At 69.0% G+C, this 16,677-nt stretch carries 13 protein-coding genes; 6 read left to right on the top strand and 7 right to left on the bottom strand.

What is annotated here, in order from left to right:
- Window positions 1-20: 20 nt before the first annotated feature.
- The 6 genes from BLT03_RS06745 (at window position 21) to BLT03_RS06720 (ending at window position 5,152) form a co-directional block, all read left to right on the top strand.
- Complete coding sequence (locus BLT03_RS06745) at window positions 21-1,088, top strand: cyclase family protein (protein ID WP_092741588.1); 1,068 nt, start codon at window positions 21-23, stop codon at window positions 1,086-1,088.
- A 104-nt stretch (window positions 1,089-1,192) separates the two neighbouring features.
- Window positions 1,193-1,489 (top strand): YciI family protein, encoded by a 297-nt coding sequence (locus BLT03_RS06740; RefSeq protein ID WP_092742011.1) that lies wholly within the window; start codon window positions 1,193-1,195, stop codon window positions 1,487-1,489.
- Between the two features lie 29 nt (window positions 1,490-1,518).
- A complete protein-coding gene (locus tag BLT03_RS06735) occupies window positions 1,519-2,280 on the top strand; it encodes an SDR family NAD(P)-dependent oxidoreductase (RefSeq protein WP_092741585.1) in 762 nt (253 codons plus the stop codon).
- Between the two features lie 71 nt (window positions 2,281-2,351).
- Window positions 2,352-3,686, top strand: coding sequence for a short-chain fatty acid transporter (locus BLT03_RS06730; protein WP_092741583.1), 1,335 nt, complete (start codon window positions 2,352-2,354; stop codon window positions 3,684-3,686).
- Window positions 3,687-3,751: 65 nt separating this feature from the next.
- Entirely contained in the window at window positions 3,752-4,036 is a 285-nt protein-coding gene (catC, locus tag BLT03_RS06725; protein WP_092741581.1) for a muconolactone Delta-isomerase, read from the top strand.
- A gap of 135 nt (window positions 4,037-4,171) precedes the next feature.
- Window positions 4,172-5,152, top strand: coding sequence for a tripartite tricarboxylate transporter substrate binding protein (locus tag BLT03_RS06720; protein ID WP_092741579.1), 981 nt, complete (start codon window positions 4,172-4,174; stop codon window positions 5,150-5,152).
- A gap of 112 nt (window positions 5,153-5,264) precedes the next feature.
- Here BLT03_RS06720 and BLT03_RS06715 read toward each other — a convergent pair whose 3' ends face one another.
- The 7 genes from BLT03_RS06715 to BLT03_RS06685 form a co-directional block, all read right to left on the bottom strand.
- Entirely contained in the window at window positions 5,265-6,542 is a 1,278-nt protein-coding gene (locus BLT03_RS06715) for a type II toxin-antitoxin system HipA family toxin (RefSeq protein WP_092741577.1), read from the bottom strand.
- Complete coding sequence (locus BLT03_RS24780) at window positions 6,539-7,081, bottom strand: helix-turn-helix transcriptional regulator (protein ID WP_245711265.1); 543 nt, start codon at window positions 7,079-7,081, stop codon at window positions 6,539-6,541. Before BLT03_RS24780 ends, BLT03_RS06715 begins: the two co-directional genes overlap by 4 nt.
- A 279-nt stretch (window positions 7,082-7,360) precedes the next feature.
- A complete protein-coding gene (locus BLT03_RS06705; RefSeq protein WP_092741575.1) occupies window positions 7,361-9,532 on the bottom strand; it encodes a TonB-dependent siderophore receptor in 2,172 nt (723 codons plus the stop codon).
- Between the two features lie 247 nt (window positions 9,533-9,779).
- Window positions 9,780-11,927, bottom strand: coding sequence for a YehQ family protein (locus tag BLT03_RS06700; protein ID WP_092741573.1), 2,148 nt, complete (start codon window positions 11,925-11,927; stop codon window positions 9,780-9,782).
- The gene (locus BLT03_RS06695) at window positions 11,924-13,051 is read right to left on the bottom strand and encodes a vWA domain-containing protein (protein WP_092741571.1); all 1,128 of its coding nucleotides are present in this window, start codon (window positions 13,049-13,051) and stop codon (window positions 11,924-11,926) included. Before BLT03_RS06695 ends, BLT03_RS06700 begins: the two co-directional genes overlap by 4 nt.
- Window positions 13,048-15,516: a DUF5682 family protein gene (locus BLT03_RS06690; protein ID WP_092741569.1), complete on the bottom strand. Its 2,469-nt coding sequence runs from the start codon at window positions 15,514-15,516 to the stop codon at window positions 13,048-13,050. The genes BLT03_RS06695 and BLT03_RS06690 overlap by 4 nt, the downstream gene beginning before the upstream one ends.
- Window positions 15,513-16,658, bottom strand: coding sequence for an ATP-binding protein (locus tag BLT03_RS06685; protein WP_092741567.1), 1,146 nt, complete (start codon window positions 16,656-16,658; stop codon window positions 15,513-15,515). The genes BLT03_RS06690 and BLT03_RS06685 overlap by 4 nt, the downstream gene beginning before the upstream one ends.
- Between the last annotated feature and the right edge of the window lie 19 nt (window positions 16,659-16,677).

Below are 16,677 nucleotides of genomic sequence, written 5' to 3'. Positions count from 1 at the left end.
TGCCGTCCAAGAAATTTCGAATGGATCAACAGCCTACGAACCCCCGCTGGCGGCACCGCCCCGAAGGCTCCACCTGGGGCGACTTCGGCCCCGACGACCAGCTGGGCCGCCTGAACCTGCTCACGCCTGAAAAGGTGCGCCAGGGCGTGGCCGAGGTGCGCGAGGGCCTGAGCTTCGCGTTGAGCCTGCCGCTGGACTACCCCGGCGGCAGCGCGCTCAACCCCAACCGGCACCCGCCCGTGCTGCGGCCGCTGCTGCGCAAGGGGCTGGTCAATTTCAACTGCCTGCTCGGCGACCTGGAGCCCGGCCGCACCGACGTGCTGTCGGACGATCTGGCGATCCTGCACCTGCAGTACTCCACGCAGTGGGACGGCCTGGCGCATGCCGGCTCGATGTTCGATGCCAACGGCGACGGCCTGCCCGAAGCGCTGTACTACAACGGCTACGCCGCCGGCCGCGACATCGTGGGCCCGAGCGACGTGCAGGACGCCGGTGTGCCCGCACGGCCCGGCGCGGCCATCAGCACCTCGGCCGCCCGCGCCTTGGGCATCGAAGGCATGGCGCGCACGGGCGTGCAGGGCCGCGGCGTGATGGTCGATCTGCACGCGCACCTGGGCAACGACCGCACGCTGGTCGGCTACGACACCCTGCTGCGCGTGATGGAAGCCGATGGCGTGCAGGTGGAGCCGGGCGACATCCTGTGCCTGCACACCGGCTTTGCCGAGGTGGTGCTGGGCATGCGCCGCGAGCCCGACCCGGCCACGCTGGCCGGTAGCTGCGCGGTGCTGGACGGGCGCGATGCGCGGCTGCTGCAGTGGATCACCGACAGCCAGATCGCCGCCATCGCCGCCGACAACTACGCCGTGGAGGCGCACCCCGCGCGCCCCGGCCTCGACTGCTGCGCGGCGCTGCCGCTGCACGAACACTGCCTGTTCAAGCTGGGCGTGCACCTGGGGGAGCTGTGGCACCTCACGCCGCTTGCCATCTGGCTGCGCGCGCAGCGGCGCCACCGCTTTCTGCTGACGGCGCCGCCGCTGAACCTGCCTGGTGCAGTGGCCTCGCCCGTGACCCCGGTCGCCACCGTCTGAGCGTCACCCCGTTTCCGGCTGGCGTGCTGGCCAGAAAGTACCTTTGCCATGCCGGCCCGCCGGCGAACACGACGTGCCGGACCGCCGCGCACGAGGAGACTGCCGTGCCCTACATCATCGAAACCTTCGACAAGCCCGACCACCAGCATGTGCGCAAGGCGCACCGCGCGGCGCACCTCGAATTCCTGGAGCGCCACAAGGACCTGCTGCTGGCGTGCGGCGCCAAGCTGGCCGACGACGGCACCGACCTCGGCGGCGGGCTCTATGTGGTGGCGCTGGAAACGCGCGAAGAAGCGCAGCGCTTCATCGAGTCCGACCCCTTCCACGCTGCCAGCCTGTTCGAACGGGTGACGCTCACCCGCTGGCGCAAGGCCTACGTGGACGGCCGCTGCTACCTCTGATTTTTTTTCGATTCCTTCGCGGGGCTCCCATGACTGCTTCACCTTCCTCTTCCGCTTCCTCGTTTTCATCGTCCTCTGCCGTGCGCCAGCGCGTTCTCATCACGGGAGGCGGCGCGGGCATCGGCGCCGCCACGGCCGAGCGCTGCCGTGCCGAGGGCTACGAGCCCGTCATCATCGACCGCGTGGTGGACCACGTGCCGGGCGGCATCCAGGCCGACCTGTCCAATACCGCCGACACCGCGCGGGCGCTGCAACAGGCGCTGGCGGGCGGTCCCATCACGCGGCTGGTGAACAACGTGGGCATCGTGGTGCCCGCCGAAGCCGCCGAGCAGACGCTGGAGCAGTTCGATCTGGCCGTGGCGCTGAACCTGCGCTGTTCGCTGCAGTGCATGCAGGCGCTGCTGCCCGGCATGCAGGCGGCGGGCTTCGGGCGCATCGTGAACATGTCGTCGCGCGCGGCCCTGGGCAAGGAGCTGCGCACCGCGTACTCGGCCACCAAGGCCGGGCTGATCGGCATGACGCGCGTGTGGGCGCTGGAGCTGGGCCGCCACGGCATCACGGCCAACGCGATCGGCCCCGGGCCCATTCGCACCGAGCTGTTCGACCGCGCCAACCCGCCCGATTCGCCGCGCACGCAGGCCATCATCGATTCGGTGCCCGTCAAGCGCGTGGGAACGCCGGACGACGTGGCCCATGCCGTGGCCTATCTGCTGGACGAGCGCAGCGGCTTCGTCACCGGGCAGGTGCTGTACGTCTGCGGCGGCATGACCGTGGGCGTGGCGGGCGTGTAGCGCGCGGCCCCTTTCTTTCTCTTTTCTTCTTTTTTTCGCTTCTCACCACACACAACAAAGAGACAGTCCCGATGTCGAAAATCACAGCCTTCTTCACCGAACTGATGCGGCGCTACCTGCCCGATCCGTTCGTCTTCGCGATCATGCTCACGCTGCTGACGATGGCGCTGGCCTTCGGCGTGGAAAACCGCCCGATCAACGACGTGGTGCAAGACTGGGGCAAGGGCTTTTGGAGCCTGCTGGCCTTCACCACGCAGATGACGGTGATCCTGGTGATGGGCTACGTGCTGGCGGCCGCGCCCATCGTGGACCGGTTCCTGGACCGCATCGCATCGCGCGTGCAAACGCCGCGCCAGGCCATCATCGTGGCCACCATCGTCGGCTGCGTGGGCAGCTACCTCAACTGGGGCTTTGGCCTCGTGATCGGCGGCATCATGGCGCGCAAGCTGGCGCTGAAGGTGAAGGGCGTGCATTACCCGCTGATCATCGCGGCGGCGTACACGGGCTTCACCATGTACAGCCTGGGCTTTTCGGCCACCATTCCGGTGCTGATCTCCACCAAGGGCCACGCGTTCGAAAGCACCATGGGACTGATTCCGCTGACGCAGACGATCTTCTCCGCGCCCATTCTGCTGACCAGCCTTGCCGTGCTGATCGCGCTGCCGCTGCTGAACGCCACCATGCACCCCAAGAAGGGCGAGCCCGTCGTCGAGCTGGACCCGGCCACCGTGGCCGACACCAAGCCGGCGAGTGCCGAGGGACTGCTGGGCGACCAGAAGACGCTGGCCTATCGGCTGAACAACAGCCGCGTGCTGAGCCTGCTGATCGGCCTGTGCGGCATGGCGTACGTGGCCATGCACTTCATCAAAGGCGGCAACCTCGACCTGAACATGATCAACTTCTTCATCCTATTCCTCGGGGTGCTGCTGCTGGGCACACCGATGAAGTACGTGGAGAAGGTGAATGAAGGCGTGAAGACCATCGGCGGGATCATTCTGCAGTTCCCGTTCTACGCCGGGATCATGGCCATCATGCATGGCTCGGGCCTGGTGGAATCGATCGCGCACATGTTCGTGAGCGTGTCCACGGCCGACACGTTGCCGCTGTGGGGCCTGGTCAGCTCGTTCGTCATCAACTTCTTCGCGCCCTCGGGCGGCGGCCACTGGGTGCTGCAGGGCCCCTTCATGATCAACGCGGCCACCACGCTGGGTGCCTCGCAGGCGCAGACGGCCATGTCGGTGATGCTGGGCAACGGCTGGAACGATCTGGTGCAGCCGTTCTGGATCCTGCCGGCGCTGGCGCTGTCCAAGCTGAAGCTGAAGGACATCATGGGCTACACGGTGGTTTCCATGCTGCTGGTGGGCGCGATCTACGCGGTGACCATGCTGGTCTGGCCGCACCTCTGATCGCCGCGCTGATGGCCTCGCCCCTTTGATTCCCTTTTCTTTCCATTTTTTTCAAGGAGCAACCCATGCTGTTCATGGCTGAAATGACCGTGCAGATCCCGTCCACGCTGGCCCCGGAAGTGGCCGACGAGATAAAGCGCAAGGAAAAGGAATATTCGCAGCAGCTGCAGCGTGACGGCAAGTGGCGCCACCTGTGGCGCGTCGTCGGCGAATACGCCAACGTCAGCATCTTCGACGTGGCCAGCAACGACGAGCTGCACACGATCCTGAGCGGCCTGCCGCTGTTCCCATACATGCAGATCAAGGTGACGCCGCTGGCCAATCACCCGTCGTCCATCGTGCAGGAATAAGCCGGCACGTTTCGTTTTTTGCCGCCAGCGGGCGCACGACCCGCCAGGCTTTCATTCCATAAGAGATCCGAGGAAACAAACATGACCCCGTTCCGTTCAACCAACCGTTCGATCCCCCGATCCGCTGATTCCCGCATGGGTTCGCGCCGCACGCTGCTGGCCGCTGCGATCATCTCTGCCGCTGCTGCGGTGGTGCCGGCCGGCGCGTTCGCGCAGGCCTTTCCGAACAAGCCCATCACCATCATCGTGCCGTTCGCAGCCGGCGGCACCACCGACATCCTGGCGCGCGTGATCGGCCAGGGCCTGTCCGCCGAACTGGGCCAGTCCGTGGTGGTGGACAACCGCGCGGGTGCAGGCGGCAACATCGGCGGGCAGATGGCCGCACGCGCACCGGCCGACGGCTACACGCTCTTCATGGGCACGGTGGGCACGCACGCCATCAACGCTGCGCTGTACAAGAAGATGCCGTTCGATCCGGTGAAGGACTTCGCGCCGCTGACGCGCGTGGCCAACGTGCCCAACCTGCTGGTGGCCAACCCCAACCAGCCCTACAAGAGCGTGCAGGAACTCATCGCCTACGCCAAGGCCAACCCGGGCAAGGTGAACTTCGGCTCGTCCGGCAGCGGCAGCTCCATTCACCTGTCGGGCGAGCTCTTCAAGAGCCTGGCCAAGGTGGACATGCAGCACGTTCCCTACAAGGGCAGCGCCCCGGCCGTCACCGATCTGCTGGGCAACCAGATCGGCATCATGTTCGACAACATGCCTTCGGCCATCCAGCACGTGCGCTCGGGCAAGCTGCGGCCCATCGCCGTGACCACCGCCAAGCGGTCGCCCGAACTGCCCGATGTGCCGACCATCGCCGAAGCCGGTGTGCCCGGTTATGAAGCCACGTCGTGGTTCGGCATGTTCGCGCCGGCCGGCACGCCCGCGCCCATCGTGGCGCAACTGAACAAGGCGCTGGTCAAGGTGCTGTCGCAGCCCGAGACGAAGAAGAAGCTGGCCGACCAGGGCGCCGAGCCGGTGAGCGAGACGCCCGAGCAGTTCGCCGCCTTCATCCAGGCGGAGAGCGCGAAGTGGGGCAAGGTGGTGAAAGAGTCCGGCGCCAGCGTGGACTGATCTGGTTCCATCGAGAGTGCTATTGGTTTTGTAGCTAACCACCCTAGTGGAACATGCGCTGAAGGCCTTTTTTTTATATAAATGCCTGCGCGGCGCACGTTCCGCCAGCCGTTCAGCAGAACGCCTGGCGCTGCGCTTTCAGCGCGTCGCGGTCGATGCTGGCGTGCAATAGCTCCATGTCTTGCGCGCCCACGCCCTGTCGGGCGAAGTGCTGGGGCCACTGGTCCACGGTGCGGGCCACGGCCTGGATCAGCTCTACGGCCCGGGCGCGTGTGATGCCGAACTCGCTCAGGTCCGTCAGCGCGTTTTCCAGGGTCGATTCCGCGCCGTGCCGGCCCACCACCATCGCCTGGTAGCCCATGTTCTGCAGCGTGGGCACCACGTCGAACGCGGGCGACAGCTCGTAATACCCGTCGAAGCCCAGCCGCAGGCAGTGGTTGCGCTCGTGGTCGTCCGTGTTGTCCATGAGGATGTTGAACACCATGCGCTGGAACAGCTCTTCGCGCTGGGCTTTCTGCCGGTCGGGGTGGGCCTGGCGCAGCAGCACCGTGGCGAGCGCGCCGTAGCTTTCGCCAAGCCCCGCCGCCGCCAGCGCCGTCCTGGCCGAAGTGCAGTGCAGGCGCAGGTTCAGCGTGCCGGTGTCGAGCCGGTCGAATCGCTGGATGGTCAATGCGTGGCGCGGTTGGCCTTGCGCATGTCGCAGCGGCAGGGGCAACACACCGGTGGTGGCGACGCGAATGCCGGCCTTGGCGGCCAGCGTCATCGTGGCGTGTTCGATCAGCGGCGTGTCCACGGGGTCGTCCAGCTCGCTGAACTTGATCACGCACGCGCCGCTGTCGGTCTGCAGCAGCGCCTTGGGCCGCGCGCCACCCAGCGTGACGCCGGGCTGCACCAGCCGCTGGATCTCCGACGTGATGGGCGCCTGCGCCTGCACGTCTTCCACCGCCCGAACCAACGAGGGCAGATCGCGCAACTGCGGATACGGCCCGATGCGGCGGGGAACGTAGCGGTCGGCCGAGGTGGAGATGCCCAGTGCGCCGAAGCGGTCGTCGCCCGCGAACAGCAGCATTTCCAGGATCGACAGGCGCGCGGGTCGGTCCACGTGGCGGATGATGCGCTCGCCCCAGCGGTCGGGTCGGGCGTCGTCGATGGCGCCGGGGGCGCTGTCCTTTTGGCCTGCGCTGAAGGTTTGCCCGGCAACCAGCGGCAGGTCTTCGCTCAGCGCGAACTCCCACCAGTCGGCCGCGTAGTTGAAGGTGGCGCAGTTGGGCACCAGCGCCGACAACGCGATGGAGCCGGTCAGCACGGGTGCGGCCGGGTTGACCAGCGTCCAGACGTGCAGGGTGTCTTGCGGAACGTAAGAGCGCGGCAGCACCGCCGGCGTGCTCATGGGCGGGCTTTCTTTTGCCCGGCGATCAGGGACGCCAAGCCCGCTGCCGTGCTGTTGGCGGGGCGCTCCGAAAGGCTTGGCTGAACGGCTTTCTCAGGGGAAGCACTCGTCGCGGTGTCATACCGGTCGAACACCGGTTCCGCTTCGCGGACGACGCTGGGCATGCCGAGGGGGGAGGCGGCCTGCGGCACCGTACTTTTCTTCGGCGCTTTCACGAGAGGCGAGCGCGGTGCACGTGGCCGCGTCCTGGCGACCTCGCGCTCCAGCGAGGCCAGGTCCTTCTGCGGCGCGATCAACTCGGCCAGCCCCTGTGCCTGGTTGATGAGCCACATGCACATGACGTACGACGCCATCGCCACAGAAGGGTCCCCCCGCTCGATGCGGGCCATGGTCGGCTGCGACACGCCCAGCCGCTGCGCCCACTGCGCCTGCGTTTCCTTGCGGCGCTTGCGCGCGATGACGATGTTCTGCGCCAGTTGCTCGATCTGCTGGAGCACGGCTTTGGGGTAGTCCGCAGGCGAGGTGTTTTGTCTTGGCATTCATAGATGTTATCGAAACCAAGTTTCAGCAACATCTATGGTTTCGTCGGCCAAGCTGAAAATGCCGAAAAACAACATAGATGCTGTGAAATTCAAGAATTTATTCATCTATAAATAAATTGCTTCTGGAGCTTCGAAGCACGGCATGGGCATCAGCATCCAGAGCACACAACGCCACCGCCGATCCCTCCCACCAGCGAGCAACATTGGCCAGAGCCCATTGGTTCATGACCAGTGCCGGCAGGCAAGATCAGCCCATTCATGTGGTCAACGCCAGCTTCAGAAGAAGTACGTCAGGCCCACGTTGAAGCTGCGCGGCATGGCGGGCGACACCACGTTGGCGTTGATCGCGCCGTCGTAGTAAGCCTTGTCGAACACGTTCTTCACGCCTGCAGTGATGCGGTAGTTGGAGCCGGCATAGCCGATCGACAGGTCCGCCACCGTATAGGCGGGCAGGGTGAAGGGGTACGAGCCGACCTGCTCGCTCACGTAGCGGGCGCCCGCGCCCAGTGTGATTTGCGGCATCTGCGGCAGCTTGTACGTGGCCCACAGCGCCAGGGTGTGGCGCGGCGTGAGGTTCAGCGGCAGGCCGACGATGGCTGCGTTGCTGTCGCTGGTGACCTTCGTGTCGGTGTAGGTGTAGGCGCCCGTCAGCTTCAGGCTGCGCAGCAGCTCGGCGCCCACTTCCAGCTCCAGCCCGCGTGCGCGTTGTTCGCCGGTCTGCACGTTGAAGCCGGTGTTGGCGGCGTCGGCCGTGGTGACGTTTCGGCGCTTGAGGTCGAAGAGCGCGAGCGAGCCGGTCAGCCCGCCGTTCGGCGCTTCGTATTTGAGGCCCGCTTCCCACTGCTTGCCGGTTTCCGGCACGAAGGGCGAGCCGCCGAAGTTGGTGCCGGCCACGGGCAGGAACGATTCACCGTAGCTGGTGTAGGCCGCCCAGCCGGGCGTGAACTCATACACCAGCCCGGCCGACAGGGTGGTGGCGGAATCCTTCTGGCGCGTCTGCCGGTTGGCCAGGCGGTCGTCGATCTGGTTGTTCGACCAGTCGCGGCGCAGGCCGACCAGGGCGGTCCATTGCGGGTTGAACTTGATCTGGTCCTGCGCATACAGGCCCATCACGCTGAGCTTTTCGGGCGCGTTGCTGGTGTAGGCCGTCGGGCACGCGGTGGACACGCCGTACGCCGGGTTGAACACGTCGAGCGCGCCGATGGTGCAGCGCCGCTGGCCTTGCCAACTGTGGCTGGTGCGTGCGTCCAGCCCGGTCACCAGGCGGTGCTGCACGCCCAGTGCGGCGAACTGCGACAGCAGCGAGGTGTCGGTGGCCAGCATGTCGTCGTCCAGGTACTGGCGCGTGGCCTGGCGGTTTTGCAGGCGCTGGTTGGCCTGCAGCGCCAGGTTCGAGACGAAGTTGCCGTTGCCCTTTTCGGATTCGTAGCGCACGTTCTGTCTCAGCGTCAGCTGCGGCGAGATGCGGTGTTCCAGCGCGTAGCCGACCGAGGTGCTTTCGATGTCGTAGCCGCCGAAGCTCGGATCGCCCGTGTACAGCGTCGTGCGCACCGGGCCGTTGCGGTTGGGCAGCACCGTGCCGTAGGGCGTCACGCCCTGCTGGCGCAGCCAGTTGCTCTGGCTGTACGTGGCGAACAGGACCAGGTCGGTCTGCGGCCCCAGGTCGAGCGACAGCGAAGGCGCGATCCAGCGGTCGCGCCGGTAGACGAAGTCGGTCGGGTCGTCGCTGCTCGAGACTTGCGCATTGATGCGGAACGCCGCCTTGCCCGACTCGTTCAGCGGCCGGTTGATGTCGGCCTGCAGCGTGCGCTGGCCGAAGCTGCCCACTTCCACGCCCACCTCGCTCAAAGCATCGCGCTTGGGCCGCTTGCTGACGGCGTTCACGATGCCGCCCGGCTGCACCTGGCCATACAGCACCGACGCGGCGCCCTTGAGCACCTCGAAGCGCTCGTAGCCGTAGGGCGTGAGTCGCGTCCACATGCCGGGGCTTTGCACCAGGCCGTCGATGAGGATGGATTCGGTCGAGCGAAAGCCGCGGATGTTGATGTCGTCGAACCCGCGCCGCCCGAAGTTGACCGGGCTCACCCCCGCCACGGTCTGCAGCGCCTGCTGCATGTTGGTGATCTGGCGCGACTCCATCTGCTCGCGCGTCACCACGCTGATTGACTGCGGCGTTTCCAGCCGGCGCATCGGGGCCTTGCCCGCCGTCTGCGCTTCGGCGGGGGCGAAGCCCACGTCTTTTTCGGTGCTGGCATTGATGCGCACTTCCTGCAGTTGCGGCGTCGCGTCCGCGCTGGCCTGAGCCATGGCGGCCTGCGACAGGCACAGCGCCAGGGGCGTGAGTGCGCAGCGGCACAGGGTGCGTGCGGGGGAACGGGCCAGTGAAGGGCGCAGGAAAGCAGTAGCGCGGGCAGGCGAGTGCGCCGCGTCGGAACGTGTGTGGACCATGGAAATGCGGGAGAGGAGGAGGCGAGGAGTAAGCGAGGAAGAAAAGCGGGCAACTGGCCGGCCGGAAGGCAGCCGAAAATCAATTTAAACAAGAATAATTATCATTCAAATTGATGTGGCGAGGGGCGAGCTGGAAGAGGTGCCGGCATTCGGCGGGCTTTCAGCCGGCATTCGGCGTGCGTGCGCCCGACGTGCCTGCACCCGCTTAAAGGGGGCGCGCGCAGTCTCGCGGCCGCCCTAGCCGCCCTTAACCGCCCTGTGCCTGCAACAGCAGTGCCAGAGTGGAGAGCGCTGCCAGCAGCGGTGCGCGGTCGGCCGACCGCAGGTGCCCGCCCAGGCTTTCGAGCAGCGCGGCGCCGCGGTCCAGGCCGCCTTGCCGCAGCTGCCGGGCCTGAGACTGCGCGCGCGCGTCCAGCCCGCCTGGCTGGTGGCGCAGTCCCTGGCGCAGCCACTGGGCGAGCGATTGCAGGGTTTCGTCGAGCAGGGCCTGCAGGGGTGTGGGCGCATCGGCGGCGGTGCGCAGCCCCAGCGGCTGGGCGGATGGCGGCTCGATCTGCGGGACCACGGCGCGCTGATGGGTGAGCAGGGCCAGCGGCTGCATGACTGCCTCGCCACCGCGCAGCGCCACCGGCCCAGCCACCGCGCGCAGCGGCCCCCATTCGCCAGCCAGCGCGCGGGCCAGCGCGTCCACGGCGCCCGGCGCGGCCGCACGGTGCGGCAGCGCGAGGTGCAGGAGAGGGCCGGCGTCTTCCTGCTGGGCGTCCGCGATGCGCGCATGCAGCACCTGCGCGGCCGCATCCCACTCGAAGCCCTGCACCTGCATGCCGCCTTCCAGCGCCACCACATGCAGCGCGCCCGACGCCCCGCTGGCCGCGCCGGTGGCGGCCTGACGCGGCTGCACGAAATCGGGAAGCGCCGCGCGCAGACGATCGCGCAGCGCTTGCACACTGGTTTGGCGCAGGGGCGGGGCCAGCTCGTCCCAGGCCGCGGGCGAGAGCGGCATCACGCCGGTCTGGCGCGCCCCGGCGGTGATTTCGATGAGGCCGTTGGCGCGGCGCGTAGCGGTCTTGGTGATGACCTGCCCCGCTGCGATCTGCCGCAGCGGAAACCCCGCCACGCGCCGTCCGGCGAGGGCCTGCACGGGGCCGCTGGCGCCTTCGCCGCGCGGCCATTGGCGTTCCAGCACCGTCAGGGTCTGCGTGTCCGGATCGGCAAAGAGCACGTTGGCGCCTTCGGCGGCTGCGTCAGACCAGAGCGCGGCGCCCAGCGAGACGAGCTTGATGTGGTCCAGCGCGACCTCGCCTTTCACGCCCACGCCCAGGATCTGGCTGGCATGCAGCGCGGGGCGTGCGGCCCCCGTCGTGTCCGCGGCTGCGGCCTCGGCATGGGCTGCGGCACGCGGGCGCGCCCACAGCTCGGCCGCCACGGCCAGCAGGCGCAGCGGGTCGTGCCGGCTGCTGCGGGCCTGCAGCGATTGCAGCAGCAGCCACAGCTCTGCGATGCCATCGTCCACCCAGCGCCAGCCCAGGGCCTGCGCCTGGGCCCGCAAGGCCTCGAAGCGCGCGGCAAGGGCCATCGTGGGTTGGGCCGATCCGTCGAGCCACAGCGACAGCAGCACCGCATCGAGTGCCTCGCGCAGGCGCAGCGCCTCGGGGGACTGCAGGCGTGCGGGTGCCGCTGCCGCGCCGCTGTCGGCATCGGTGCCGGCACCGTGCTGGGCCGGGGCCGCGCGCGGCGGCACTTCCACCATGGCTTCTTCGCTGCCTGCGGGCAGATCGCCTGCAGCGCGAAAAGCCCACAGCGCCACCACGACATGCGCGCAGCCGCTGCCCTGCTGGCAGTCGCAGCGCGCATGCACGAGCGAGCTGCGCGAGAAGAACCGCACGGTGCACATCGGCAACCGGGCGGTGGGCGGCGCGGCGGGACCCTGCCACGGCTGCACCGCCACCACGGGGCGCGAGGCCGCCAGCCGCGCGGCCTGCTCCAGCACCGAGGGCGCCACGCTGGCCGCCACCGCTGCATCATCGAAATGCGCGGGGCTCCAGGCGCCGCCCGGTTCCGCAGGCGGCGCTTCGGCCGTGGACGCATCGATCGCAGGGGCGCTTGCCGTGCCGTTCAGTTGTTGATAGGCCAGCACCAGCATCACGCGGTGGCGGCACATGCCGCTCGCGGCGCAGGTGCATGCGGCATCGCGCAGCGTGCGGCCTGGCGGCAGATGCGTGCGCGCGCCGTCGTCGAATTCCGCGCGCACGGTGCCGTCGGGTTCGGTCTCCAGACGTGGCAGTGCGTTGGCCGCCACGTCCTTCTGCGCGCGCTTGACGAAGCCCGCGTTGGCCAGCGTAGTCAGCGCCTGCGGAGTGAGTTCGAGCAGGTCGGCCCGCAGCGGCGCGTTCATGCCTGCACCTTCTCGGCCAGCCAGCCCGCGAGCTGGCCCGGGGTCATGGCGCCGACCTGCGCGCCTTCTTTCACGAGGCGCGCTGCCATCTCCCGGTCGTAGGCGGGTTCAGCCTGCGCGTCGAGCGCCGCCAGGCCCAGCACCTTAGCGCCCGAACTGGTTAGCGCCTTCACGCGGCGCACGAGTTCTCCGGGGTCGCCACCTTCGTAGAAATCGCTCACCAGCACGACGATGGTGCGGGCCGGGTTGGCGACGAGCGATTGCGCATAGGCCACGGCCCGGCCAATGTCGGTGCCGCCGCCAAGCTGGACTTTCATGAGCAGTTCCACCGGGTCGGAAACATCGGCCGTGAGGTCCACCACCTTCGTATCGAAGGCCACCAGCCGCGTGCGCATGCCCGGCAACTGCCAAAGGCACGCGGCCATCACCGCGCTGTGGATGACGGAGTCCACCATCGACCCGCTCTGGTCGATGAGCAGCACGATGTCCCACGGTTCCGCGTGCCGGCGCGTGCGGCTGATGAAGACCGGCCGCTCCACATAAAGCTTGCCGCTGGCGGGGTCCCAGCGCTGCAGATTGGCCTGCAGGGTGCTCCGGAAGTCGAAGTTGCGCGCCACTTTCATGCGCGAGCGGCGGCGCCGGTCGCGGCTGCCGCTGAACGCCTGGCGCACCTCCGTGGCGAGCTTTTCCATGATGCGTCGCACCACTTCGGCCACGAGCCGGCGGGCAGCGGCCAGCACCTGCGGGTTCATGAGGTGCTTGGTGTGCAGCACCGCGCGCAGCAGCGACTCGGACGGCTCGATGCGCTCCAGCACCTCCAGATTGGTCACCACTTCGTCGATGCCGTAGCGCTCCACCGCATCGCGTTCCAGGCGCTCGATCACTTCTTTGGGAAAGAGTGTGTGGATGGTGTTGATCCAGTCCGGCGTGCTGAGCGCCGACGGCCCCAGGCCCGCGCCGCGCTCGCCGCGTTCGGCGCGATCGCTGTCGCGGCCGTAGAGCCATTCGAGGGCTGCATCGGCCGCCTGCGCAGCGTCGCGGAGCGCGCCGCACGCGGGTTCCGCCGGCTCGCCGAGCAGAAGGCGCCAGCGCTGCAGTGGGTCGGGAATGGTCAGCCGTGTCATGAAAGGGCTCCGGTACCGGTGGCAATGCCCCAGGCGGCCAGCCGCGCCGCGGCTGCGGCCTCGCCGGCGCGGGCGCGGGCCATCGCTTCGGGGGGCAGTGCGCCCGGGGTTGCGGCCATGAGGGCGCTGCGCGGCAGGTGCCGCGCGCCGTGCAGCGACAGCACCTGCCCGGCGAGTTGGCCCCGCTCGCGCGGCGGCAGCCAGGCGAAGGCGGCCCGCAACGCTGGCAGGGCCAGCACGAAGTCGTCGTCGTCGAGCGCCTGGATGCGGCGGTCCATGCCGGTGGCGAAGGCGGGTTCGGTGGCGAGCGCCTCGCGCGCCAGCGCCAAAAGACCGGCGAGGGCGTCGCCCAGCGTGGCGGCGGTCATTGTGGCGAGCAGGCCCATGGCCTCCGCCACGCCGGCCTCGGGTGCGATGGCGTCGTCGCCTTCCGAGCCACCGCCCAGGCGGCCCGACAGCGCCAGCACCGCGCCGAGCGCCGCGCCGCGGCTGACCGGTGCGGCCTGCGGGTCGGCCGCCTTGCGCTGCCACACCGCGAGGGCGCGCGCGGGTTCCAGTGCGAGCGGATCGGGCACGCCGTCGTTCAGGTCGGCCAGCGTGTCGGCGACGATGCGGTGCAGCGCGAGGTGGCCGCGCAGATGGTCTTCGGTGTCCGCGGTGGCCACTGCGGCGGGGGCTTCAAGAAGCCAGAGCGCACGGTCGAAGCCGGCCTCCACCGCCACGCGCAGCACGGGTGCACCGGCCATGCCGAGCATTTGCCCATGGCGCAGCAGCGTGTGCAGCAGCCCCAGCGCGGGGGCCAGCGCCTCGAAACGCGCTTCCTGCGTGATGGCCTCGCCGATGTCCCGCAGCAGCCCGTCGCTCAGGTTCGCGAGGCCGGCCCAGGCCGCGCTGTTCAGGCCCTCAGCCAGCGGCCCGATGCGCCCGCGTGCCTGTCGCAGGCTGTCTTCCAGGCGCGCCCGTGCGGCATCTTCCAGCGTCGCGCCCCAGGCGCCCGCCTCGATGAGCGCGGCCTGCTGCTCCAGCGGTTCGCTGAGGCTCCAGGCCTCGCCGCGTTCGCCCGACAGCGCCATCGCCGGGCCGCGCGTGCGCACCACGCCCGGCAACTGCAGCAAGGCCAGTCGGTGCAGCACGCGGCTGCGGGCGCGATCGCCTTCCTGCAGCAGGTCGAGCGTGACGGTGCCGCGCATCGGCAGGCCTTGGGCGGCCAGCTCGGCCCGCACGGCCGCGACCAGCGGTGGCTGTGGCGTGCCCGGTGCGAGGCGGCCCGCCGTGTCGCCGGCCAGCACGTCCATCGCCTGCACCAGCACCGGGTCGGTGCCAGCGCGCAGCGGGCCCCGGTAGGTCCAGGGCAGGGGGGCGTCGAGCGCCTCCTTCACCAAGGCGCCCGCGAGCGCGTCGAGCCAGTCCGAGCGCAGCGGCTGGTGGTGCCCCCGCAGACGCGCCAGCCCGAGCGCGCGCGCATGCACGGCCATCAGGTCGGCGGTGGAAGCGCTCAGCTTGCGCTCGCGCAGGCGCTGCATCACGCCGCGCAGCACCTCGCGGGCCGCGCCCTCGGCCCCGTGCTCCCATAGCCACTGGTAGTACTGCGGCGACGGCATGCCCGACGCATAGCCCGCAAAGGCATCGAGCCGCCGGAAGGTATAGGGCACGATGTAAGAGCCAAATCGCGTCTGTGCCCTAGTGTTGTTTGGGTCGATTGCTATATTTTTTATAGTGCCTTCGACGTCTTCTCCGGGCTGCGGCGTCTCCGGCTCGTCGGTGGGCATTCCGCGCCAGAGCCGCGCGAGCGCGGGTGCGTGGTAGCCGCCGCACACCACCAGCACCGTGCCGCGGTCCTGCGCCATGGCCCAGGCGATCCAGCGCGCCATCATCTGTTCGCGCGCCTGGTTGCCGAGCGAGCCCGTTTCCTCCTCACCGCGCAGGTGGCCGAAGTACGTGGACAGGCGCAGCGCCAGGCCATCGCCGGCCTGCGCATCCGCCGGTCCTGCGTCTTCAAAAAGGTGGTCCCAGAGTGCGTCGCGGCCCTGCACCGCAAGCTTCTCCGCCAGCGCGCGTTCGTAGGCCTCGGCCCGCGCCTGGTGCTCGGCATCGGCCGCATCGGCGTAGCGGTTCTCGAGATGGGCGAATGCGTCGTGCCAGGCGGGAAGGTCGATGAAGCGCACCTGCGCGCCGGCTTCCCGCCCGGCCTGCAGCGCCTGCCATTCGGGCGAGTGATCGGCGAAGGGCGTCCACGATCCGCGGTGCGTATCGCCGCGCGCAAGGTAGCTGTAGATCGCGACCGGCAGGCGGTGTGGCAGGTAGAGCTCGTCCAGCCGGTCGTTGAAGTCCGCGGGCCCCTCGATCAGTACGAACGCGGGCCGCAGCGCCCGGATGCGCGCTGCCACCAGCCGTGCACAGGCGGGGCTGTGGTGGCGCACGCCAACGATGACGGGGTCGGCGTGCGGCGCCGTGCCGGCCTTCACGGCAGCCGGTGGCGCGCTTCGTAGTACGCGCGCCAGTGCCCGCCCGTGCGCTTGGCGGCCTTTTGCTCGAAATAGCGGCGCAGCTTGGCGCGGTCGTCGGCGTTGTCCTTGACGATGGTGCCGGCGATGCAGTCCACGAGGTCGGCGGGCGAGCCCTCGCGCCGCTCCAGGAACCAGGCGCGCACTCCCACTGCGTGGGCCACGTTCACGGCCTCGGCGGTGGACATCACGGCGCTGAGGCGGTCCATGGCCGCATCGGGCGGCGCCCCCCGCTTGCCCTCGGCCGGTGCACCGCGCAGGTCTCGAAAGGTGGACACGAGCAGCTCCAGCACGGGCTCCGGCACGGCGTGCGGAATGCCGCTCTGCGCGAGCAGCCGCGCGCTCGCATCCTGCACGAGCGACAGCTCTCGCTCGAAGTCGAGGATCGGAAAGACGGTCTCGAAGTCGAACCGGCGCTTGAGCGCGGCGCTCATCTCGTTCACGCCGCGGTCCCGCGTGTTGGCCGTGGCGATGATGTTGAAGCCCTCGCGGGCGTAGAGCATGGCGTGTTCGCCCGCCAGCTCGGGCACCGCCATCACGCGGTCGGAGAGCATGCCGAGCAGGCAGTCCTGCACCTCCAGCGGCGCGCGCGTGATCTCCTCGAACCGCACGACGCGGCCCTGCTGCATGCCTTGGTAAAGCGGTGCAGGCACGAGCGCGCGCGGGCTGGGGCCTTCGTTGATGAGCAGGGCGTAGTTCCAGCCGTACTTGATCTGGTCCTCGGTGGTCGAGGCGCCGCCCTGGATGGTCAGCGTGGAGACGCCCGAGACGGCCGCGGCGAGCAGTTCCGACAGCAGCGACTTGGCCGTGCCGGGCTCGCCCACAAGCATCAGCCCGCGGCCGGTGGCCAGGGTGACCAGCATGCGCTCGATGCTTGCCACGGGCGCAACGATCTTGGGCGCGATGCCCAGCGCCGCATCGCCCAGGATGAAGGCCCGCGCGGCGCGCAGGCCCAGCGACCAGCCGGGCGGGCGCGGGTCGGCGTCCTGTGCGCGCAGGCGCTCCAGCTCCGCGGCATGGAGGATTTCGGAAGGCGGCCGCTGCAGCGGGACACCCGTGGTTGCGGCTTCGCCGGGAGATGTTGTTTTGCGGGAGGTGGCCATGGTGCGGTCGGTCAGGTGC

The sequence above is a fragment of the Paracidovorax valerianellae genome (genome assembly GCF_900102625.1).
Taxonomy (GTDB): domain Bacteria; phylum Pseudomonadota; class Gammaproteobacteria; order Burkholderiales; family Burkholderiaceae_C; genus Paracidovorax; species Paracidovorax valerianellae.
This window is presented reverse-complemented; position numbering and strand designations above follow the sequence as displayed.

Bases quoted from the DNA above. Each gene is read 5' to 3' on its own strand.
- BLT03_RS06745 (WP_092741588.1), top strand. From the start codon at position 21: ATGGATCAACAGCCTACGAACCCCCGCTGGCGGCACCGCCCCGAAGGC.
- BLT03_RS06735 (WP_092741585.1), top strand. From the start codon at position 1,519: ATGACTGCTTCACCTTCCTCTTCCGCTTCCTCGTTTTCATCGTCCTCT.
- BLT03_RS06730 (WP_092741583.1), top strand. From the start codon at position 2,352: ATGTCGAAAATCACAGCCTTCTTCACCGAACTGATGCGGCGCTACCTG.
- catC (WP_092741581.1), top strand. From the start codon at position 3,752: ATGCTGTTCATGGCTGAAATGACCGTGCAGATCCCGTCCACGCTGGCC.
- BLT03_RS06720 (WP_092741579.1), top strand. From the start codon at position 4,172: ATGGGTTCGCGCCGCACGCTGCTGGCCGCTGCGATCATCTCTGCCGCT.
- BLT03_RS06715 (WP_092741577.1), bottom strand. From the start codon at position 6,542: ATGAGCACGCCGGCGGTGCTGCCGCGCTCTTACGTTCCGCAAGACACC.
- BLT03_RS24780 (WP_245711265.1), bottom strand. From the start codon at position 7,081: ATGCCAAGACAAAACACCTCGCCTGCGGACTACCCCAAAGCCGTGCTC.
- BLT03_RS06705 (WP_092741575.1), bottom strand. From the start codon at position 9,532: ATGGTCCACACACGTTCCGACGCGGCGCACTCGCCTGCCCGCGCTACT.
- BLT03_RS06700 (WP_092741573.1), bottom strand. From the start codon at position 11,927: ATGAACGCGCCGCTGCGGGCCGACCTGCTCGAACTCACTCCGCAGGCG.
- BLT03_RS06695 (WP_092741571.1), bottom strand. From the start codon at position 13,051: ATGACACGGCTGACCATTCCCGACCCACTGCAGCGCTGGCGCCTTCTG.
- BLT03_RS06685 (WP_092741567.1), bottom strand. From the start codon at position 16,658: ATGGCCACCTCCCGCAAAACAACATCTCCCGGCGAAGCCGCAACCACG.